The following is a 17,795-nucleotide window of genomic DNA, read 5'->3' as shown; positions in this document are numbered from 1 at the left end:
CCTCCATCTTCGGCGACGGCTTCGCATGCCGCCTTCTCCGGCCCCGAGGCGGCGGAATCCGCTCCGCAGAGCGACGGGCCCGCTTCTGCCGACTATCGGCCAAAGATTCGGCGGAGGGAACGGCTTTCTTGCGGAGATTCAGCGCCTGAGCCCAAGTTTTTCCGCATGAGGATTTCCGCTTTCCGGATTGACGCCCGATCCGGACGCCTCTCCGGGAATTCGTCGCCGCGGCGGATCACCCCTCGGCGTCGAGGATCTTGAAGAAAGCCCGCGCCGCGCGCTCCAGCTTCTCCGGCGGGAGAGCGGCGAAATCGCGATCCATCCGCAGCTCCAGCCGACCCCGCGCGGCGGCGCACCGCACCCCCCTGCCCTTCCAGATGAAATTCACCTCGCGCTTTTCGACCTGCGCCGCCGGAGTCCGCCCGGCCTCCTCCTCAAGCGCCTGCCCCAGAGCCGCCGCCCCGCCTTCGGCGAAGAGCCGCAGCAGCCCCATCTCCTCCTCTTCGCCGCGATCCGGCGCGGCGCGCAGAGTCCTGAGCAGCGCCTTGGCGCCGCCCTCCTCGGCCTCCAGCCGCTTGAGCGTGGCGAGCCCGAGCGCGCGCGGCATGGCTTCGGGATGACGAAGGCCCTCCCCCACCCGCTCCAGCAAATGCGCGAAATTGCGGATGTAGACGCGCTTCTGGCGCCCCGCCGAGCCGAAGAGCGCGGCGATGGCTTCGTCGAGGCTGCGGGCGCCGGTCTGCGGATCCTCATGATAGGCCCGCGCCAGAGCCGCCATCTCGGCGAAGGAGATGTCGCGCCGCACGAGGTTCTCATCGACCATCCGCCGATAAAGCCCCTCCAGAGTCTCGCCCTGCGGGGTCAGAGCGGCGGGAATGCGGCCATAGGCTTCGGCGTCGCCGGTCTCCTCCAGAAGCTCGCGAAAGGCGGTGAGGCGGCGCAGACCCTGCACCAGCTCGTAATCCTCGCCCGCCGCCTCCACCCGGATCGGATTGGAGAGCCCGAGCGCGCGGATGCTGTCCTTCAATTCGTCGATTTCAGAATCGCGCTTCGGCGCGCGGTCGCGGGTGAGCTTGGCCGTCTTCACCCGCTCCAGAGGGATAAGCTCGATCACCAGCCCCAGCCGGCGCAGCCCGACGAATTCATGCGCCAGACGGTCGTTTTCGGCGCGGATCTGCGCCTCGGTGCTTTGGCGTTGGCGCAGAGCCTCGGAATTCTCCTGAATGGCGGTGGCCATAGGTCCGCGCCGCCCGTCGCGCGCGCCCGCTCCGAGTTTGGCGGCGGGCGGGGAGGGGGCCTTCGCGGAGGGTTTCGGCGGCTTTGTCCCCGCGGGGACAGAGGCGGCGGGCTCCGGCGCGGGCTCCGGGGGAGCTTCGGGAAAATCTATGTCGAAGACGCGGCGGCGGCTCATGGCGATTCCTCCAGCTTCTCCCATGCGGCGAGCGCGTAGCCGCGGAATTCCTCATAAGCCCGGTCGAAGGAGGCGCGCGCGCGCCGCCATGTCTCGCGCGTCATGCTGCGATAGTCGATTTCATAGATCGACGAGAGGAAGCGCCCCGATTGCTCGACGGCGCGGGTCATCTCGATCTGGTTCTCCGCCACGCGCTCGCCGAAGACTTTGCGGAAGGCGGCGTCCATGGCGCGATGGAGATCGTTGTTCGCCTCAAAGCGGGTGAGCAGAAAGCGGACGTCGAGGAACTCCTTCACCGGGGGCGTCCCCGCGGGGACGACGGGCGCGGCGGCGAGATCGCCGAGCGCCTCCGCCAATTGCCCGATGAAGGAGGTGGTCGAATCATATTCCCAATAGCCCGGCCCCGAGGGGATATAGAGCATGTCGGCGGCGAAGACCGCGTTCATCGACTGATAGCCGATGGCGGGCGGACAATCGAAGATCACGAGGTCGTAGGCGTCCGGCGCGAGGCTGTCGAGATAGCGCGAGACGGCGGCGTAAAAGGACCATTCCGGATTGAGATGCCGGTATTGCGCCGAAGCGAACTCCACGAAGGCGGAATTGGCGCAGGAGGGGATCATGTCGATGGTCGGCCAGCAGGTCGGCCGGATGAAGTCTTGCGTGCGCAATTCGCCGAGACCAAGATCCATCAGAGAGGAGGGCAGGCGGCGTTTCGGCAGAGCCGCGCCGCTCTCGGCGCCCGTGGGCACGGCGTTGAGCCGCTCCGTCTCGCGGATGAGGTCGCGGGCCATGACGCCCCAGACCGTATGCTCCTCCGAAACCTCGGTGAGGCCCATGGCGTGGGAGAGCGTCGCCTGAGGATCGAAATCCACCGCCAGCACCCGATAGCCGTCGAGCGCGGCGGCGTGGGCGAAATGCAGCGCCACGGTGGATTTCCCCGCGCCGCCTTTGAAATTCGCCACCGCCGCCCGCAAAGCGCGTTTTCCGGCGGGGCGGGGAGGCATCAGCGTTTTCTTGCCGATCCTCAGCCGACGGCGCAATTCGTTGATCTCTTCGAGGCTGTACCAGCGCTGACGGCCCTCCTCCTCCACCAGCCCGGCGGGCAGGCTCGGATCGGCCATCATGCGTCCCCGCAGGGTCGAGGGATTCGCCTTGAGGATCAACTCCCCAAGCTCCCAGCTCGAAAAGCGGCGCAGGGTCTTGACCATCTGCGGGGAGAAGGTCTGCTGCCGAATCCAGCCCTGAAGCTTGAGCGATTGGCTCTGAAGACGGCTCAAATCCTCATGGGTGAACATCGGGGCGGGCCTCGGAATCTAGGGCTGGGGAACGCAAATCGCTGATTCGCGATTATTTGCGTTTCGGGTGAAAAGGCAACGCTCTTTTCTCAGGGCCCGGCATGTCCCCGCGGGGACGCCTCAGGCCGCTCCGACCCCGGGATGACAAAGACCCCCCGGCCATGGGCCGGGGGGTCCGCCGTCGCCTCGCTTTCCGGCGCGGCTTCAGGAGATCGCGAGCGGGGCCGGAGGCGCCGGGGACGCGGCTTCCTCCGCAAGCGGCGCAGGCGGAGGCTCGGCCGGAGGCGGGGGAGGGGGCGGCGCGAGGGGCCGGATCCGGAACCAGGTCACGTAAAGCGCGGGCAGGAACAGCAGCGTCAGGATTGTGCCCGCCATGATGCCGCCCATCATCGAATAGGCCATCGGACCCCAGAAGCCCTGATGCGCGATGGGGTAGAGCGCCAGAGTCGCCGCCACGGCGGTCAGCATGATCGGGCGCATGCGGTGCTCGGTGGCTTCGATCACCGCCGTCCATGGATCGTCTCCATGGGCGCGCAGCTCCTCGATCTGCATGATCAGGATCACCGAATTGCGGATGAGGATGCCCGCCAGCGCCAGAATGCCGAGGATCGCCACGAAGCCCATCGGCGAATTGGTGATCAGCAGCGCAGGCGCCACGCCGATCACCGCCAAGGGCGCCACGGAGAAGACCAAGAACAGGCGGCTGAAGCTCTGAAGCTGGATCATGAGCACCGTGGCCATGGTCAGCAGCATCAGCGGCACCACCGCCGCGATGGGGCCTTGCGCCTTGGCGCTCTCCTCGACGGGGCCCGCCACCGAAATCCGGTAGCCGGTCGGCAGAGAGGCCGCGAAGGCTTCGATCTTCGGCGTGAGCTCCTGCACGATGGTGGTCGGCTGGGTCGAATCGAGCACGCCGCCCTGAACCGTGATGGTCGGCACGCGCGAGCGCCGCCAAACCACCGGCTGCTCAAGGCCGTAGGAGAAGCTCGCCACCGCGGAGAGCGGAATGGAGCCGCCGTCTCCCGTGGCGATCTGCAGGTTCTGGAGGGTCTCCAGAGAGCCGCGTTCGTCGTCCTCCGCCCGGGAGATCACGTCGATCGCATACACGTCGTCGCGCAGCTGGGTGACGGGAACGCCCCCGACCACGCCTTGCAGAATCCCCGCCACCGTCTGAGAGGAGATCCCCAGCTGGCGCGCCTTCTCCTGATCCACCTGAACGGTCAGGCGGAGGGCGGCCTCCATCCAGTCGAATCCGACGTCGTAGACGCGCGGATGGCTCTCGACGACGTTGGCGAGATCCCGCGCCAGACCGCGCAGAATCTGAATGTCGGGGCCGCTCAGGCGATATTGCACCGGGCGTCCGGCGGGGGGGCCGAGGGGCAGCAGCTTGATCTGCATGTCCACGCCCACGAAGTCCTTGCGCGCCAGAGCCTGCAGCCGCGCGCGCAGCCGGTCCCGCGCCTCCACGTCCTTGGCGATGATCACCGATTGCCCGAAGGCGGGCGTGGCGGGCAGAACGTCGAAGGAGAGCACGAAGCGCATGGCCGTCTGGCCGACGTAGCTGCTCCATGAGGCCACGTCGGGATCGCCCTTCAAATGGCTCTCCAGCTGATCCATCCGCGCCTGAGTCGCCGCGAAGGAGGAGCCATGCGGCAAAGACATGTCCACGATCAGCTCCGGCCGGTCGGAGGCCGGGAAGAAGGCCTGCTCCACGAAGCGCATCAGAAAGACCGCGCCGCAGAAAGCCAGAATCGTCGTGAGGATGGTCAGCCAGCGAAAGCGCATCGCCAGACGCAGCAGGCCGCCGAAGATCCGGGCGAGGAAGCCTTTATGCTCGGCGTGCTTCTTGAGCTTATTCGGCAGGATGGTCACGCCGAGCAGCGGCACGAAGAGCACCGCCACCACCCAGGAGACGATCAGCGCCACCGCGATCACCACGAAAAGCGAATGGGTGTATTCCCCCGACATGCTGTCGTTGAGGCCGATGGGCATGAAGCCCGCCACCGTCGCCAAGGTGCCGGTGAGCATCGGGAAAGCGGTATGGGCGTAGACATGGGTCGCGGCGACGGGCAGGGGGTCGCCCGCCTCCAGCCGGGCCACCATCATCTCCACGGCGATCATGGCGTCGTCGACCAGCAGGCCGAGCGCGATGATCAGCGCGCCCAGCGAAATGCGCTGAAGCGAGATGTCGAGATATTGCATCGACAGGAAGGTGACGCCCAGCACCAGCGGAATCGAGATCGCCACCACCAGACCCGCCCTCAGCCCGAGGCTGACCAGACTGACCAGCAGCACGAAGGCCACCGCCTCGAAGAGCGCCTTCAGGAAGCCGCCCACCGCCTCCTCGACCACCACCGGCTGATCGGCCACCAGATGGGCCTCCACGCCGAGCGGCAGATTCTGGACGATGCGCGCCATCTCGGCGTGCAGGGCCTCGCCGAACTCCAGAAGATTGGCGCCCGCCTTCATGCCCACCCCGAGCCCGATGGCCGGTTCGCCGTCGAAGCGGAAGACGGAGGAGGGGGGATCGACGGGCCCCCGCGTCACGGTCGCCACGTCGCCGAGCCGCAGGAAGCGCCCGCCGACGCGCAGATTCACCTCGCGCAGGGAATCCTCGGAGACGAAGCCGCCCGACACGCGGATGCTCACCCGCTGAGGACCGGCCTCCACCACGCCGGAGGGAGTCACGGCGTTCTGCGCCTGCAGGCTCTGGATGATCTGGTTCTGATCCAGCCCTAAGGCCGCCATGCGCCGGGTGGAGAATTCGAGATAGATCGCTTCGTCCTGCGCGCCGATCAGCTCGATCTTGCCGACGTTGGGCACCCCGAGCAGCTGCACGCGCACGTCGTCCACATGGTCGCGGAGCTGGCGCCAGTCGAGCCCGTCGGCGGTGAAGGCGTAGATATTGCCGTAGACGTCGCCGAAATCGTCGTTGAAGAAGGGGCCGACCACGCCGTCGGGCAATTGGCCGCGAATGTCGCCGATGGAGTTGCGGAGCTTCGCGAAGGCCTGCGGCACCTGTGGGCCTTTGACGGAATCGTTCAGATTGACGAAGATCACCGTCTGGCCGGGGGTGGTCATGCTGCGGCTGAAATCCAGCTCGGGCAGGGCCTCAAGGCGGCGCTCGATGCGCTCCGTCACCTGTTCGAGGGTCTGCTCCACCGTGGCGCCGGGCCAGTTGGCCTGAATCAGCATGGTCTTGATGGTGAAGCTCGGATCCTCCTCGCGGCCGAGATTCATATAGGCCAGAATCCCCGCGAGGCTCGCCACGATCATGAAATACCAGACCAAAGCGCGATGATGCAGCGCCCAGTCCGACAGATTGAATTTCTGCTGCGCGCTCATCGCGGCGCTCCCTCTTCGACGCGGACCTTGCGGCCCGGCTCCAGACTATGGACGCCGGAGACCACAACGCGCTCTCCCGCCGTCAGCCCCTCCAGAACGCGCGCGCGCTTGTCGTCCAGCGGCGCGACCCGCACCGCGCGCGGCGAGACGGTGGAATCCGCCGGATTCACCACCCAGACCCGAGTCCCCGCGCCCTGTCCCTGAATCGCGGAGAGGGGCAGCGCGAAGCCCGGAGCCTCCGCATGCGCCGCTCCCTGCGGCAGAGCGTCGATCAGCACCCCCGACCAGAAAGCGCCCGGCGGCGCGTTCTCCAGAGCCAGACGCGCGCGGCGGGTCCGGCTGGCGGAATCGGCCTGAGGCGCGATCTCGCGGATCTTCGCCTGCGCCGTCGCCGAGGGATCGGCGCGCAGCCGGATCTCGAAAGCCGCCCCGACCGCCAGACGCCGCGCCGCCTCCTCGGGCAGATCCACCACCGCCTCAAGGCGGCGCAGGTCGGAGACGGTCACGATCGCCTGTCCGGCCTGCACCGTCTGGCCGGGATCGGCCTGCACGGCGGTGACGACTCCGTCGGATTGCGCGAAGAGCACGCTCTGATCCAGCTGCTCCTGAGCCTTGGCCAAGGTCGCGGCGGCTTGCGAGACCGAGGATTCGGCGGCCTCGCGCCCAAGGCGGGCGGCGTCGAGCGAAGCCTGCGCCGCCACGCGCCCCCGCACCAGAGCCGCCGCGCGGGATTCCGCGCCCCGCGCCTGATCGAGATGCGCCCGCGCGCCCTCCAGAGAAGAGCGCGCCGCCTCCACCGCCAGCCGATAGGGCAGGGGGTCCAGCGCCGCGAGCCTCTGGCCGCGCCGCACGGAATCCCCGACCTCGACGCGGCGCTCGGTCATCCGCCCGATGAGCGGAAAGGCGAGGGCCGCCTGCGAACGCGCCTCGATCGAGCCGGGGAACTTCTCCAGAGAAGCCCCCTCGGGCTGAACGACCAGCGTCAGCGCCGGACGCGGCGGCGGCTCCGGCGGCGGAGCCTTGCTTTCGCTCTCGCCGCAGGCCGCGAGAAAAGCCAGCGCGCAGAGCGCCAGAAGAATCCGCTTCATGATCCGCCCCCAGACATGATCTCGACTTGCTGCCCGGACCGCAGGAATTGCCCGCCCGCCGTCACCACCCGCTCGCCCGGCGCGATTCCGCTCCGGACGGCGACGCGGCCGGTTTCATAGCGCTCGACCTCCACGCGCCGCAAAGTCACGGTGGAGTCGCCCGCCGCGATCCAGACCGCCGGAAGCCCGCCGTCCGAATAGAGCGCCGAGGAAGGCAGGATCACGAAAGGATGCGGCTCGAGATTCATTTCGCCCACCACCGGCGCGCCGGGCTTCATGGCGGCGGCCGGCTTCTCCACGCCGACCTTCACCTGCACGGCGCCTTTGGCGTCCACGCCGGGGGCGACCTGACGAATGCGGCCCTCCGCCGTCACGGTCGGATCGTCCAGAAGCGAGATCTTCACCGGCGCCCCCATGAGCGCCATGCGCAAAGCCGCCTCCGGCGCGTCGAAGACGGCGTCCATGGGGCCGTCCGAGACGAGGGTGAAGGCCGTCTGAGCCGCCGCGAGCACTTGCCCCACCTCGATCTGACGATCCGAGATCACACCGGAGACCGGCGCGACGAGGATGGTTTGGGCCGCCTGATCGCGGGCTATGGAGAGCTGCGCCCTCAGGGCCTCGCGCGAGGCCTGCGCGCGGCGCAGAGCCTCCAAAGCGGCCTCATGGTCGCGCCGCGTGGTGAAGCCGCGGGCGAGCAGGGCGTCCTGCCGCTCGAAATCGGCGGTCGCCTGACGGATCTGCGCTTCGGCGGCGGCCAATCCCGCCTGAGCCGACGCCGCGTCCGCGTCGAGGATCTGCGGATCGAGCCGCGCCAGCTCCTGACCGGCGCGCACCCGGTCGCCGACGTCGGCGGCGCGCGAGACCACCCGTCCGCCCACCCGGAAGCCGAGCGAGGTGGTGCTGCGCGCCTCCATGGCGCCGGCGATGCGCACGGTCTGGGCCACGTCGTCTGAGCGCGCGGTCTGCACCGAGACCGCGACGTGGATTTTGGGCGGAGGAGGGGGCTGCTCGAAACAGCCGCTCAGGGTCGTCGCGAGAATCGCGCAAAACGCGATGCGCGAAAGCGAAGGCGGACGCTGCGTCACGGAGGAACCTTTCGGAGAGGGGCGCGCGGAGGTTATTATTGACTCACCAGTCAGTCAATAGTATTTTCGTCCAAGTCGGCGCGACTCCTTCGCATGCGCAGCATTCCGCTGCCCGCCGCATCTCAAACCCAAAGTCAGGGAGACGCCATGACGGCCCGTCCGCGCGCCCGCCGCAAAGCCGAACGTCCCGGCGAGATTCTGGAGGCGGCCTTCGAAGAATTCTCTGAAAAGGGCTTCGTCGCCGCGCGGCTGGAGGACGTGGCGCGCCGCGCAGGCGTGACCAAAGGCACGATCTACGTCTATTTCCCCACCAAAGAGGCGGTCTTCCTCGCCATGAGCGAAGCCTTCTCCAAGGAGATGGGCGCGCGGCTCGCGGTCTTTCTGGCGGAGGCGCCGAAAGAAGAAGCGGCTCTGGCGGAGGCGGCTCTGGATTATTTCTACGACCTCACCGCCGACTCGCGCGTCGGGCGGATGCTGCTGCTGCTCATCGCCGAGGGCGGGCGCTTCCCCGAAGCCGCCGACGCCAATTTCCAACGCTGCCTCGGGCCTTTGCTGACGCGGCTGCAAGAAGCCTCCGGCGCGAGCGAATCCGCCGCGCCTCTGCGCGCCTTTCCGGAATTGCTCTGCGCTCCGGCTTTGTTGCTGCTGGTCTGGCGGCGGGCCTTCGGCGGGCGCCGCGAGACGGAGCCCCAACCGCATCTCGAAGCGGCGAAAAAGCTGATCCTCGACGGAATCCGCCCGAGGCCGCGGAGCGGTCAGCCGAACAGCGATCCCTGACTTCCCGGCGCTGATTGCGGCGCGGGCTTCAGCGCGCCTTCATGCTCCAGCATCCAGATCTTGCGCGGCAGGCCGCCGCCATAGCCCGTCATGGAGCCGTCCGCCCCGATCACCCGATGACAGGGGACCACGAGGCTGACCGGATTGCGCCCATTGGCCGCGCCGACGGCCCTCACGCTTTTGGGCGCGCCGATCCGCTCGGCGATCTGAAGATAGCTGCGGGTCTCGCCGGGCGGGATCTCGCGCAGAGCCGCCCAGACGCGCAGCTGAAAGGGCGTGCCGCGCATATCGGCCTCCAGAGCCTGAGCCGGGGCGAAATCCCCCTCCAGCCAAGCCGCGAGGGCCTCGGCGACAGGGGCGGGGGGCGGCTCATGGCGGACATCCGGCTTGGAGCCGAAGCGCGCCGCGAGGGCGGGCGCGTTCAGGGCGCCGAAATCCAGCCGCACGAGACGACCCTCCACCGTCGCGATCTCGAAGGAATCGAGCGGGGCGGGCGCGGAGAGGCGCGAGAGGATCAGGGTCGGGAAGGAGACGATGGGCGAGGGCATGGGGCGGCTCCGGCTCGGGGCCGTTAGATGACGCGAAAAGCGGGTGTCGTTCAAGCCTTGTTCTGGTCGCTTTAGGAATTCGGGTTGACGGTCCTAAAAACATATGAACACATGTGCATATATTCATAGATTCAGGAGCCCCCAATGCCGCCCCACGCCCACACGGAGGACCACGACCATGACCATGGCGGCCACGGCCATGCGCCCGCCGTCTCCGCCCGCAATGAAAGGCGCGTGCTCTTCGCCTTCGCTCTGACCTTCGGCTATATGCTGGTCGAGGCGGTCGGCGGCTGGCTTTCGGGCTCTCTGGCGCTCATCGCCGACGCCGGACATATGCTCACCGACGCCAGCGCTCTGGCTTTGGCCTGGGGCGCCTTTCGTCTGGCGCGCCGCCCGCCCGACGCTCTGCGCACCTACGGCTTCGCCCGCTTCGAGGTGCTGACCGGCTTCGTCAACGCTCTGGCGCTTTTCGGGCTGACGGGCTGGATCCTCTGGGAGGCGGCGCAGCGTCTGCGCCAGCCGGGCGAGATCCTCGCCGGGCCGATGCTGATCGTGGCGCTGATCGGGCTGGCGGTGAATCTGATCGTGCTGCGCATTCTGCGGGGCGCCGACCGCACCCACGTCAACATCCGGGGCGCGACGCTGCATGTGATGGGCGATCTGCTCGGCTCGGTCGCGGCCATCCTCGCGGCGGTCGTGATCTGGGCCACGGGCTGGACGCCCATAGATCCGATCCTCTCGGCTCTGCTTTCGGCGCTGATCCTCGTGGCGGCCTGGCGGCTGCTGCGCGACACGCTGGAGATCCTGCTGGAGGCCGCGCCCAAAGAGGCTCAGCCCGCCGCCGTGCGCGCCTATCTCCTGAGCCACGTCGAGGGGCTGGCCGCGGTGGAGCATCTGCACGTCTGGTCCCTCAGCTCCGGCAAGACCGCCGCCACGCTGGAGGCTCAGCCCGCCGCCGGGACCGATCCTCAGGAGCTGGTCCGCGCGATCAAGCGCGAACTCGCGCAACGCTTCGCCGTCGGCCACGCCACCGTCGAGATCCTTTGGGGCGAGGCGGGGGAGGTCTGCGCCCTTGAGGCCGAGGTCGCGGAGGCCGAAGCCCTCGCCGCCAAATCATGAGCGCCCCGCAGGAGGAGGCGCTCGCGCGGGCGGCGGAGATGTTCCGCCTGCTCGGCGACCCGACGCGGCTGCGGGTGATGCTCGCTTGCCTCGAAGGCCCCGCGCCCGTCGGCGCCATCGCGGAGGCGGCGGGAGCCTCGCCTTCGCTGACCAGCCATCACCTGCGGCTTTTGCGGGCGGCGGGTCTGGCGCGGGGGCGCCGGCGCTCGCGGCAGGTGCTGTACGAAGCCGCCGACGCCCATGTGCGGCGCATGCTCGACGAATTGCTGGCCCACGCCGCCCATCCCCATGAGGAGGGTTCTCAGACTGAAATTTAGGATTTTTTCATCTTGGCGGCCTTGGCGCCGCACGCGAAAGGATTATCTCTGAAACGGAGAGCGCCGCCTTCCCCCGCTTTGGAGGCGCGCAGGCTCAGAGATTCGCGGGCCCCCTTCGCGGCGGCCCTTCTTCGTCAAAATCAGAGAGGACTCATCATGGCGACGGATCCGAAAACCGTTCAGGAAGACCTCGAAAAGCAGCTCGCCGACCTGAAGGCCGAACTCAAGACGGCCAAGGCCAAGCTGAAAGAGCAGGCCGAGGAATATCTGGAGGAAGGCTCCGACCGCGCGCGCCAGCTTTACCGCCGCGCCCGCGCCGGCGCCCATGACATCCGCGACCGCGGCGCCCACGCCTTCGACGACGCCAGCAGCGAGCTTGAGCGCCGCGTCGAGGAGCGTCCGCTTCAGGCCGTGGCCATCGCGCTCGGCGTGGGTCTGTTCATCGGCCTGTTGTCGCGCCGCTGATGCTGGGCTTGATGCGTTCCGCCGCCGGCTCTCTGGGCGCGGCGGCGGGCGCCTCGCTCAAGGGGCGCGCGCAGGATATCGGGTTGAAGGTCTTCGCGGGCGTCTTCTTCGCCGTCGCGGGGATCTTCCTTTTGCTGTCGCTGTTCTTCGCGCTGCTGACGATCTGGGAGCCTTGGCTCGCGGCTTTGGCCGTGGCCGGGATTTCGGCCGTTTTGGGCGGCGTCCTGATGCTGCTCGCCTCTTCGGCGAAGAAGCGCGCCCGCCGGGAGCATTTTTTGCGGATGCGCGAGGCGGAGCGCGACGCTCTGACTCAGGTCAGCCTCATCGGGGCGAGCGTCGGGCGCGGCGCGACGAATCTGAAGGGGCTTGGCCTCGCGGCTTTGGCGGGCTACATCCTGACCCGGCGGCGCTGAGGCGTTCAGAGCCGCCAGCTCCGGGCCGCGCCGTCGATGATTCTGCGATGATCCTTCCGCGAAAATCCTTTCGTCTCTCCCGCCGCAGGCTTTTGAAGGGCCTCGCGGTGGGCGGCGTTTGGGGCGCCTCCTCCGCGCGGGCTCAGGAAGCCTCCCAAGGCGATCCCGCCGTTCTGGAGCCGCAGCCTTGGTCCACGAGCCTCGGCCCCGGCGTGGAGGACGGATCCTACGGCCTCCCGGCGCCGCAGGAGGCGCATGTGGTCCGGCGCACGGTGCCTTGGCTCACCGCCGATCCCGCCGCCTCGGTGAGCTTCACGCCGCTGCATGAGCTGGACGGAATCGTCACGCCGAACGGCCTTTGCTTCGAGCGCCATCATTCCGGAATCGCGGAGGTCGAGCCTGAAGACCATCGCCTGATGCTCCATGGCATGGTCGAGCGGCCTTTGATCTTCACGATGCGGGATCTTTTGCGCTTTCCGCGCGAAAGCCATGTCTATTTCCTCGAATGCGCCGCCAACACCGGCATGGAATGGCGCGGCGCCCAGCTCGACGGCGTGCAGTTCACCCATGGGATGCTCCATTGCGTGGAATATGTCGGCGTGCCGCTGCGGCGACTGCTGATGGAGGCGGGCCTGCGCGAAGGCGCCTCATGGCTGCTGGTCGAGGGGGCGGATGGAGCGGGCATGTCGCGCTCTTTGCCTCTGATCAAGGCGCTGGAGGATTGCCTCGTCGCCTTCAAGATGAACGGCGAGGCTCTGCGGCCGGAACAAGGCTATCCGCTGCGGCTGGTGGTTCCCGGCTGGGAGGGCAATCTCTGGATCAAATGGCTGAGGCGGATCGAAGTCGGAGACGCCCCTTGGGGCCAGCGCGAAGAAACCTCGCGCTACACCGAGCTTCTGCCCAGCGGCGAGGCGCGCCGCCAGACCTTCGAGATGGAGGTGAAGTCCGTCGTCACGAACCCGAGCCCTCAGGCGCCTCTGCGTCATGGGACGGGGCCGCTGGTGGTCTCCGGCCTCGCCTGGTCGGGAGCGGGGCGGGTGACGCGCGTCGACGTCTCGCTGGACGGAGGGCGGAACTGGCGTCCGGCGCGGTTCTCGGGGCCGGATCTGCCTTTCGCTCTGCGGCGCTTTTATCTCGACGTCGATTGGGACGGCTCGGAATGGCTCATCCAGTCGCGGGCCATGGACGAGGCGGGCCGCATTCAGCCCACGCGCCAACAGCTTCAGGCGGCGCGGGGCGTGAACTCCATTTATCATAACAACGCGATCCAGACCTGGCGGCTCGCCCCGGACGGCGCGCTGGAGAACGTCGATGTGGAGTAGAGCATTTTCCAGCGAAGCCGGAAGGGATTCGCGTCGCGAAAATGCGACCAGACAAAGGGCGGGCGGCTTCGCTCTGGCGCTCTGGCTCGCGGCGGGCGGGGCTTGGGCCGAAGAAGCGCCGCTCGGCCTCGGGCGGGCGGCCACGGAGGCCGAGATCGCCGCCTGGGACATCGACGTGCGCCCCGACGGACAAGGCCTCCCTGAGGGCCGCGGAACGGCGGAGGAGGGCGGCCTGCTCTATGACGGGCTCTGCGCGGCCTGTCATGGCGATTTCGGCGAGGGCGCGGGCCGCTGGGCGGCTCTGGCGGGCGGACGCGGGACTTTGACCCATCGCGACCCGCTCAAGACCATCGGCTCCTATTGGCCGCATCTCTCGACGGTCTTCGATTACACGCGCCGGGCCATGCCCTTTCACGCGCCGCGCAGCCTGACCGACGACGAGGCTTACGCGATCACGGCCTATATCCTCTATCTGAACGATCTCGTGGAGGAGGAAAGCTTCGAACTCAGCCGCGAGAATTTCACGGATTTCGCTTTGCCCAACGCGGAGGGCTTCATCGAGGACGATCGCTGGTCCGAGCCGCAATATGCGCCGGGCCTTGAGCCCTGCATGAGCGATTGTCTGCCCGGAGCGGCGAAAATCATCGGCCGCGCCCGCGCCGTGGGCGTGACTCCGGATGGCGGAGGGGGCTTCGAATAAGCTTCGAAGCCCCTGCGCGGGATTCCGGCGCGTAATCCTTCGGCATTTCAGGAACGCGGCGCCCGACGTCTTTTCCGGCGTCAAGGAATGATGCGCCGGGCCTCCAGAAAGGCGAGCACCCGCGCGGCGGCCTGATCCGCCGAGACTTCGGCGGGATTCAGCCGGATCTCCGGCGCTTCGGGGGCTTCATAGGCCGCGCCGGTCTCCTGGCCTTCGAGGAAGATCTCGACGAATTCGCCCTCCGCCATGCGGTCGCGGGCCAGCAGCCTTTCCGCCTTGCGCGGCGCAGGCAGAGCCGCCACCACGATCAGCCCCGCGTCGGCCATCAGCCTCAGCGCCTCCACGGCGGCGCGGAAGCCTTCTTCGCCCGATCCGCGCAGATCCTCCTCCGCCAGAGCCATGCTGTGGCGTCCGCGGGCGAGCAGACCGCGCTCCAGCGCCAGCGCCAGCTCCGAACCGCGCTCCGCCGAAGGCCCGGTGATCCAGAGCGCCGCCGGACGCTGCCCCTTCATCTCGGCCCGCGCGGCGCGGTCCACGCGCCGCGCCGCCTGAGCCGACAGCCGGTTGAGAGGCTCTTCGATCAGCCCCATGGCGATGGTGGCGTTGGTGAGGCGGTCGATGAGGATGAAGCCGCCCAATTCGCGGCTCGCGCCATAGCGCTCGAAGGCGATGGGGCGATCCAGCGCGATCTCGCAAAGGCCGATCTCATTGAGCTCCAGCCGCTCGGCGGAAAGGCGCTCCTGCGTGTTGACGTCGATCTTGAAGCGCGGCGCGGCCACGCTCGCCGTGACGAGGCGCGTTCCGATCTTCAGCAGATAATCGCGGCCCGGCTGCAGCGGCTCCTGCGCCATCCAGAGCAGCCGCGTGGAGAAGCGGTCTGCGGCCTCGGCGGGCTCTCCGACGGCGCAGAGCACGTCGCCGCGCGAGACGTCGATCTCATCCTCAAGCGTCAGCGTGACGGATTCGCCGGCCACCGCGTCGGGGCGGGAATCGCGATAGACCACGATCTCCTTGATGCGGCTCTCCACGCCCGAGGGCATGGCCCGCACGCGGTCGCCCGGACGCGCCACGCCCGCCGCGATGCGGCCGCAGAAGCCGCGGAAATCGAGATTGGGCCGCGCCACGCGCTGAACCGCCATGCGGAAGGGTTGAGCCTGAAGGTCGGAATCCACCGGAACCGCCTCCAGATAGCCCAAAAGCGTCGGGCCGTCGTACCAAGGCGCCGCCAAGCTCGGGATCATCACGTTATCGCCGCGCAGAGCCGAAACCGGAATGGCCTGAATCTCCGTGAAGCCCAAATCCGCGGCGAAGGCCGCGTATTCCTTGCGGATCTCCTCGAAGCGGGCCTCGGACCAGTCCACGAGGTCCATCTTATTCACCGCCAGAGCCACCCGCTTCACGCCGAGCATCGAGACGATGAGGCTATGGCGGCGGGTCTGAGGCAGCACGCCGCGCCGGGCGTCGATGAGCAGGATCGCCAGATCCGCCGTCGAGGCGCCGGTGGCCATGTTGCGGGTGTATTGCTCATGGCCGGGGGTGTCGGCGACGATGAATTTGCGCCGGTCCGTCGAGAAGAAGCGGTAAGCCACGTCGATGGTGATGCCCTGCTCGCGCTCGGCGGAGAGGCCGTCCACCAGAAGGGCGAAATCGAGATTCTCGCCTTGGGTGCCGAATTTCTTCGATTCCGTCTCCAGCGCGCTGAGCTGGTCCTCGAAGAGCGCCTTGCTCTCATAGAGCAGCCGCCCGATCAGCGTGGATTTGCCGTCGTCCACCGAGCCGCAGGCGATGAAGCGCAGGAGATCCTTCTCCTCATGGAGCTTCAGATAGGCGCCGAGATCGGCCGAGATGAGATCCGCATTGGGGGCCATCAGAAATATCCCTCCTGCTTCTTACGCTCCATGGAGCCGATGGAGTCGCGGTCGATCACGCGGCCCTGACGCTCGGAGGAGGTCGAGAGCAGCATCTCCTGAAGAATTTCGGGCAGGCTGGAGGCCGTGGACTCGATCGCTCCGGTCAGCGGATAGCAGCCGAGAGTCCGAAAGCGCACCGAACGCAGCTCCGGCTCCTCGCCGGGCCGCAGAGGCATGCGCTCGTCGTCCACCATGATCAGCGCCCCGTCGCGCTCCACCACGGGGCGCTTGGCCGCGTAATAGAGCGGCACGATGGGGATCTCCTCAAGGTGGATGTATTGCCAGATGTCCAGCTCGGTCCAGTTGGAGAGCGGAAAGACCCGGATCGACTCGCCCTTGGCCTTGCGCGCGTTATAGAGGCTCCAGAGCTCGGGGCGCTGGTTCTTGGGATCCCATTGATGCCGCGCGCTGCGGAAGGAGAAGACGCGCTCCTTGGCGCGGGACTTCTCCTCGTCGCGGCGGGCGCCGCCGAAGGCCGCGTCGAAGCCATAGGCGTCGAGCGCCTGCTTGAGCCCTTGGGTCTTCATGACGTCGGTGTGGACCGAAGAGCCGTGGGTGAAAGGCCCCACGCCCTGAGCCAGCCCCTCGGGATTCATATGCACGAGGAGATTCAGATTCAGCTCGCGCGCCATGCGGTCGCGGAAGGCGATCATCTCCCTGAACTTCCAGCCCGTGTCCACATGCAGCAGCGGGAAGGGCGGCGGACCCGGCCAAAAAGCCTTGAGCGCCAGATGCAGAAGCACCGAGCTGTCCTTGCCGATGGAATAGAGCATCACCGGGTTTTCGCATTCCGCGACCACCTCGCGGAAGATGTGGATGCTCTCGGCCTCCAGCCGCTGAAGATGGGTGAGCTTACGCATGTCGACCTTGAGGGCTTGAATCTGAATAAGAGGGCGCGAAGGCGAGGAACTCCGGCGCGACGAATCCCGGCGCGCCGTAGAGCAGGGGCGCGCCCGCGAGATCCTGCGCGACGCCGCCGGCGGCGCGCAGCACGGCGTCGCCCGCCGCGATGTCCCATTCGCGGATGCGGCTGAGCCGCGGATAGACGTCAGCCTCGCCCGAAGCCACGAGGCAGAATTTCAGCGAGGAGCCGATCTGAACCACCCTCAGCCCCGGACGCTCGGCGAGCCAGGCGCGGGTGCGCGCCTCCTCATGGGATTTGCTGAAGACCGCCGTCAGAGGCTCCTGCGGCCCGCGACGGACCCGCAGAGCGCGGCGGAGGCCCGTGGAAGGCGTCTCCTCCTCGGCGCCGCCCTCCGGCAGGCTGCGGTAGAGCCGGTCATGCGCGGGCGCGTAGACCACGCCCGCCCAAGGCGCGCCCCGGACGATCAGCGCGAGATTGACGGTGAAGTCCTCGCCGCCGCGCGCGTAATCCTTGGTGCCGTCCAGAGGATCGAGCAAAAAGAAGATCTCGGCGGGCGCGCCGGAGGCGTGATCGGCCTCGCGCTCCTCGGTGACGATGGGGATCTTCGGATAGGCCGACCTCAATCCTTCCTCCAAAATGGCGTTGGCCGCGAGGTCCGCCTCCGTGACGGGCGAGCCGTCCGCTTTGGCTTTCGTCGCGCAGCCCCGGAGCCTCAGGATCGCTTCGCCCGCCTCCAAAGCCAGAGTCCGAGACAGCGCCGCGAGGGCGAAGGGATCGGGCGGCGTCAGGGCGGACGGGGTGGCGGACATGTCTTGGCTTTCAGCTGGGCCGTCGATATTCGGCTATAGAATGAAGACGGCGGTTTTCCTAGGGAATCCGTATATGGAAATCTCATATGGTTATTCGAAGAGCGAGATTGGACCTGATCCTCTTTCGCTTCGAGTCCCTTCTTCACCGGCTCTGGAATCGCCTGAAATCAGGGCTGTGGATAACTCGGCGGCGGCCGGGTTAGAGATTTAATGAATCTGTTAAAGAGTTAAGGGATTTTTGAGCCCGGATTCGCTCCGAGATTCCAAGGCGTTATGAAAAGCGCGCGTTCCTAATGTGCCGAGGGTTCGTTCCTAATGTGCCGAAG

16 protein-coding genes are annotated in these 17,795 nt (G+C 67.7%); 7 read left to right on the top strand and 9 right to left on the bottom strand.

The window, feature by feature from the left end; translation table 11 throughout:
• Window positions 1-235: 235 nt before the first annotated feature.
• The 5 genes from B161_RS0113145 to B161_RS0113125 form a co-directional block, all read right to left on the bottom strand.
• A complete protein-coding gene (locus tag B161_RS0113145) occupies window positions 236-1,411 on the bottom strand; it encodes a ParB/RepB/Spo0J family partition protein (RefSeq protein ID WP_018633900.1) in 1,176 nt (391 codons plus the stop codon).
• Entirely contained in the window at window positions 1,408-2,706 is a 1,299-nt protein-coding gene (locus B161_RS0113140) for an AAA family ATPase (protein ID WP_018633898.1), read from the bottom strand. Before B161_RS0113140 ends, B161_RS0113145 begins: the two co-directional genes overlap by 4 nt.
• Window positions 2,707-2,910: 204 nt before the next feature.
• Window positions 2,911-6,051, bottom strand: a complete 3,141-nt coding sequence (locus B161_RS0113135) for an efflux RND transporter permease subunit (protein ID WP_018633897.1) — start codon at window positions 6,049-6,051, stop codon at window positions 2,911-2,913.
• Window positions 6,048-7,139, bottom strand: coding sequence for an efflux RND transporter periplasmic adaptor subunit (locus tag B161_RS0113130; RefSeq protein ID WP_018633896.1), 1,092 nt, complete (start codon window positions 7,137-7,139; stop codon window positions 6,048-6,050). Before B161_RS0113130 ends, B161_RS0113135 begins: the two co-directional genes overlap by 4 nt.
• Entirely contained in the window at window positions 7,136-8,224 is a 1,089-nt protein-coding gene (locus B161_RS0113125; RefSeq protein ID WP_018633894.1) for an efflux RND transporter periplasmic adaptor subunit, read from the bottom strand. Before B161_RS0113125 ends, B161_RS0113130 begins: the two co-directional genes overlap by 4 nt.
• A gap of 147 nt (window positions 8,225-8,371) precedes the next feature.
• Here B161_RS0113125 and B161_RS0113120 point away from each other — a divergent pair, with 147 nt between their 5' ends.
• The gene (locus B161_RS0113120; protein ID WP_018633893.1) at window positions 8,372-9,001 is read left to right on the top strand and encodes a TetR/AcrR family transcriptional regulator; all 630 of its coding nucleotides are present in this window, start codon (window positions 8,372-8,374) and stop codon (window positions 8,999-9,001) included.
• Here the strand turns inward: B161_RS0113120 and B161_RS20215 are convergent.
• Complete coding sequence (locus tag B161_RS20215; RefSeq protein WP_018633892.1) at window positions 8,980-9,549, bottom strand: methylated-DNA--[protein]-cysteine S-methyltransferase; 570 nt, start codon at window positions 9,547-9,549, stop codon at window positions 8,980-8,982. The two genes, B161_RS0113120 and B161_RS20215, sit on opposite strands and share 22 nt — an antisense overlap.
• Window positions 9,550-9,693: 144 nt before the next feature.
• Here B161_RS20215 and B161_RS18045 point away from each other — a divergent pair, with 144 nt between their 5' ends.
• From B161_RS18045 to B161_RS0113085, 6 genes are all read left to right on the top strand, one after another.
• Window positions 9,694-10,668, top strand: a complete 975-nt coding sequence (locus tag B161_RS18045) for a cation diffusion facilitator family transporter (RefSeq protein ID WP_018633891.1) — start codon at window positions 9,694-9,696, stop codon at window positions 10,666-10,668.
• The gene (locus B161_RS0113105) at window positions 10,665-10,985 is read left to right on the top strand and encodes an ArsR/SmtB family transcription factor (protein ID WP_018633890.1); all 321 of its coding nucleotides are present in this window, start codon (window positions 10,665-10,667) and stop codon (window positions 10,983-10,985) included. Before B161_RS18045 ends, B161_RS0113105 begins: the two co-directional genes overlap by 4 nt.
• A 156-nt stretch (window positions 10,986-11,141) precedes the next feature.
• Window positions 11,142-11,450, top strand: a complete 309-nt coding sequence (locus B161_RS0113100; protein WP_040790074.1) for a DUF883 family protein — start codon at window positions 11,142-11,144, stop codon at window positions 11,448-11,450.
• Window positions 11,451-11,461: 11 nt separating this feature from the next.
• Window positions 11,462-11,863 carry a phage holin family protein gene (locus tag B161_RS0113095; protein WP_157755648.1) on the top strand — a complete coding sequence of 134 codons (402 nt, stop codon included), beginning with the start codon at window positions 11,462-11,464 and terminating at the stop codon, window positions 11,861-11,863.
• Window positions 11,864-11,910: 47 nt separating this feature from the next.
• Window positions 11,911-13,185 carry a sulfite dehydrogenase gene (gene soxC, locus B161_RS0113090; protein WP_018633887.1) on the top strand — a complete coding sequence of 425 codons (1,275 nt, stop codon included), beginning with the start codon at window positions 11,911-11,913 and terminating at the stop codon, window positions 13,183-13,185.
• The gene (locus B161_RS0113085; RefSeq protein ID WP_018633886.1) at window positions 13,175-13,885 is read left to right on the top strand and encodes a c-type cytochrome; all 711 of its coding nucleotides are present in this window, start codon (window positions 13,175-13,177) and stop codon (window positions 13,883-13,885) included. The genes soxC and B161_RS0113085 overlap by 11 nt, the downstream gene beginning before the upstream one ends.
• An 80-nt stretch (window positions 13,886-13,965) precedes the next feature.
• Here the strand turns inward: B161_RS0113085 and cysN are convergent, their stop codons facing one another.
• Genes cysN through B161_RS18040 form a run of 3 tightly spaced genes read right to left on the bottom strand, consistent with a single transcriptional unit; the run spans window position 13,966 to window position 17,469 of the window.
• Window positions 13,966-15,753: a sulfate adenylyltransferase subunit CysN gene (cysN, locus tag B161_RS0113080; protein WP_018633885.1), complete on the bottom strand. Its 1,788-nt coding sequence runs from the start codon at window positions 15,751-15,753 to the stop codon at window positions 13,966-13,968.
• Window positions 15,753-16,655 (bottom strand): sulfate adenylyltransferase subunit CysD, encoded by a 903-nt coding sequence (gene cysD / locus B161_RS0113075; RefSeq protein ID WP_018633884.1) that lies wholly within the window; start codon window positions 16,653-16,655, stop codon window positions 15,753-15,755. The genes cysN and cysD overlap by 1 nt, the downstream gene beginning before the upstream one ends.
• On the bottom strand, window positions 16,648-17,469 hold the full coding sequence (locus B161_RS18040; protein WP_018633883.1) for a 3'(2'),5'-bisphosphate nucleotidase CysQ family protein: 822 nt from the start codon (window positions 17,467-17,469) through the stop codon (window positions 16,648-16,650). Before B161_RS18040 ends, cysD begins: the two co-directional genes overlap by 8 nt.
• Window positions 17,470-17,795: the final 326 nt, after the last annotated feature.

Origin of the sequence: Neomegalonema perideroedes DSM 15528 (genome assembly GCF_000374145.1) — a bacterium.
GTDB lineage: Bacteria > Pseudomonadota > Alphaproteobacteria > Rhodobacterales > Rhodobacteraceae > Neomegalonema > Neomegalonema perideroedes.
Note: the sequence above shows the minus strand (reverse complement) of the source record. Positions and strands in the feature narration are given on the sequence as shown.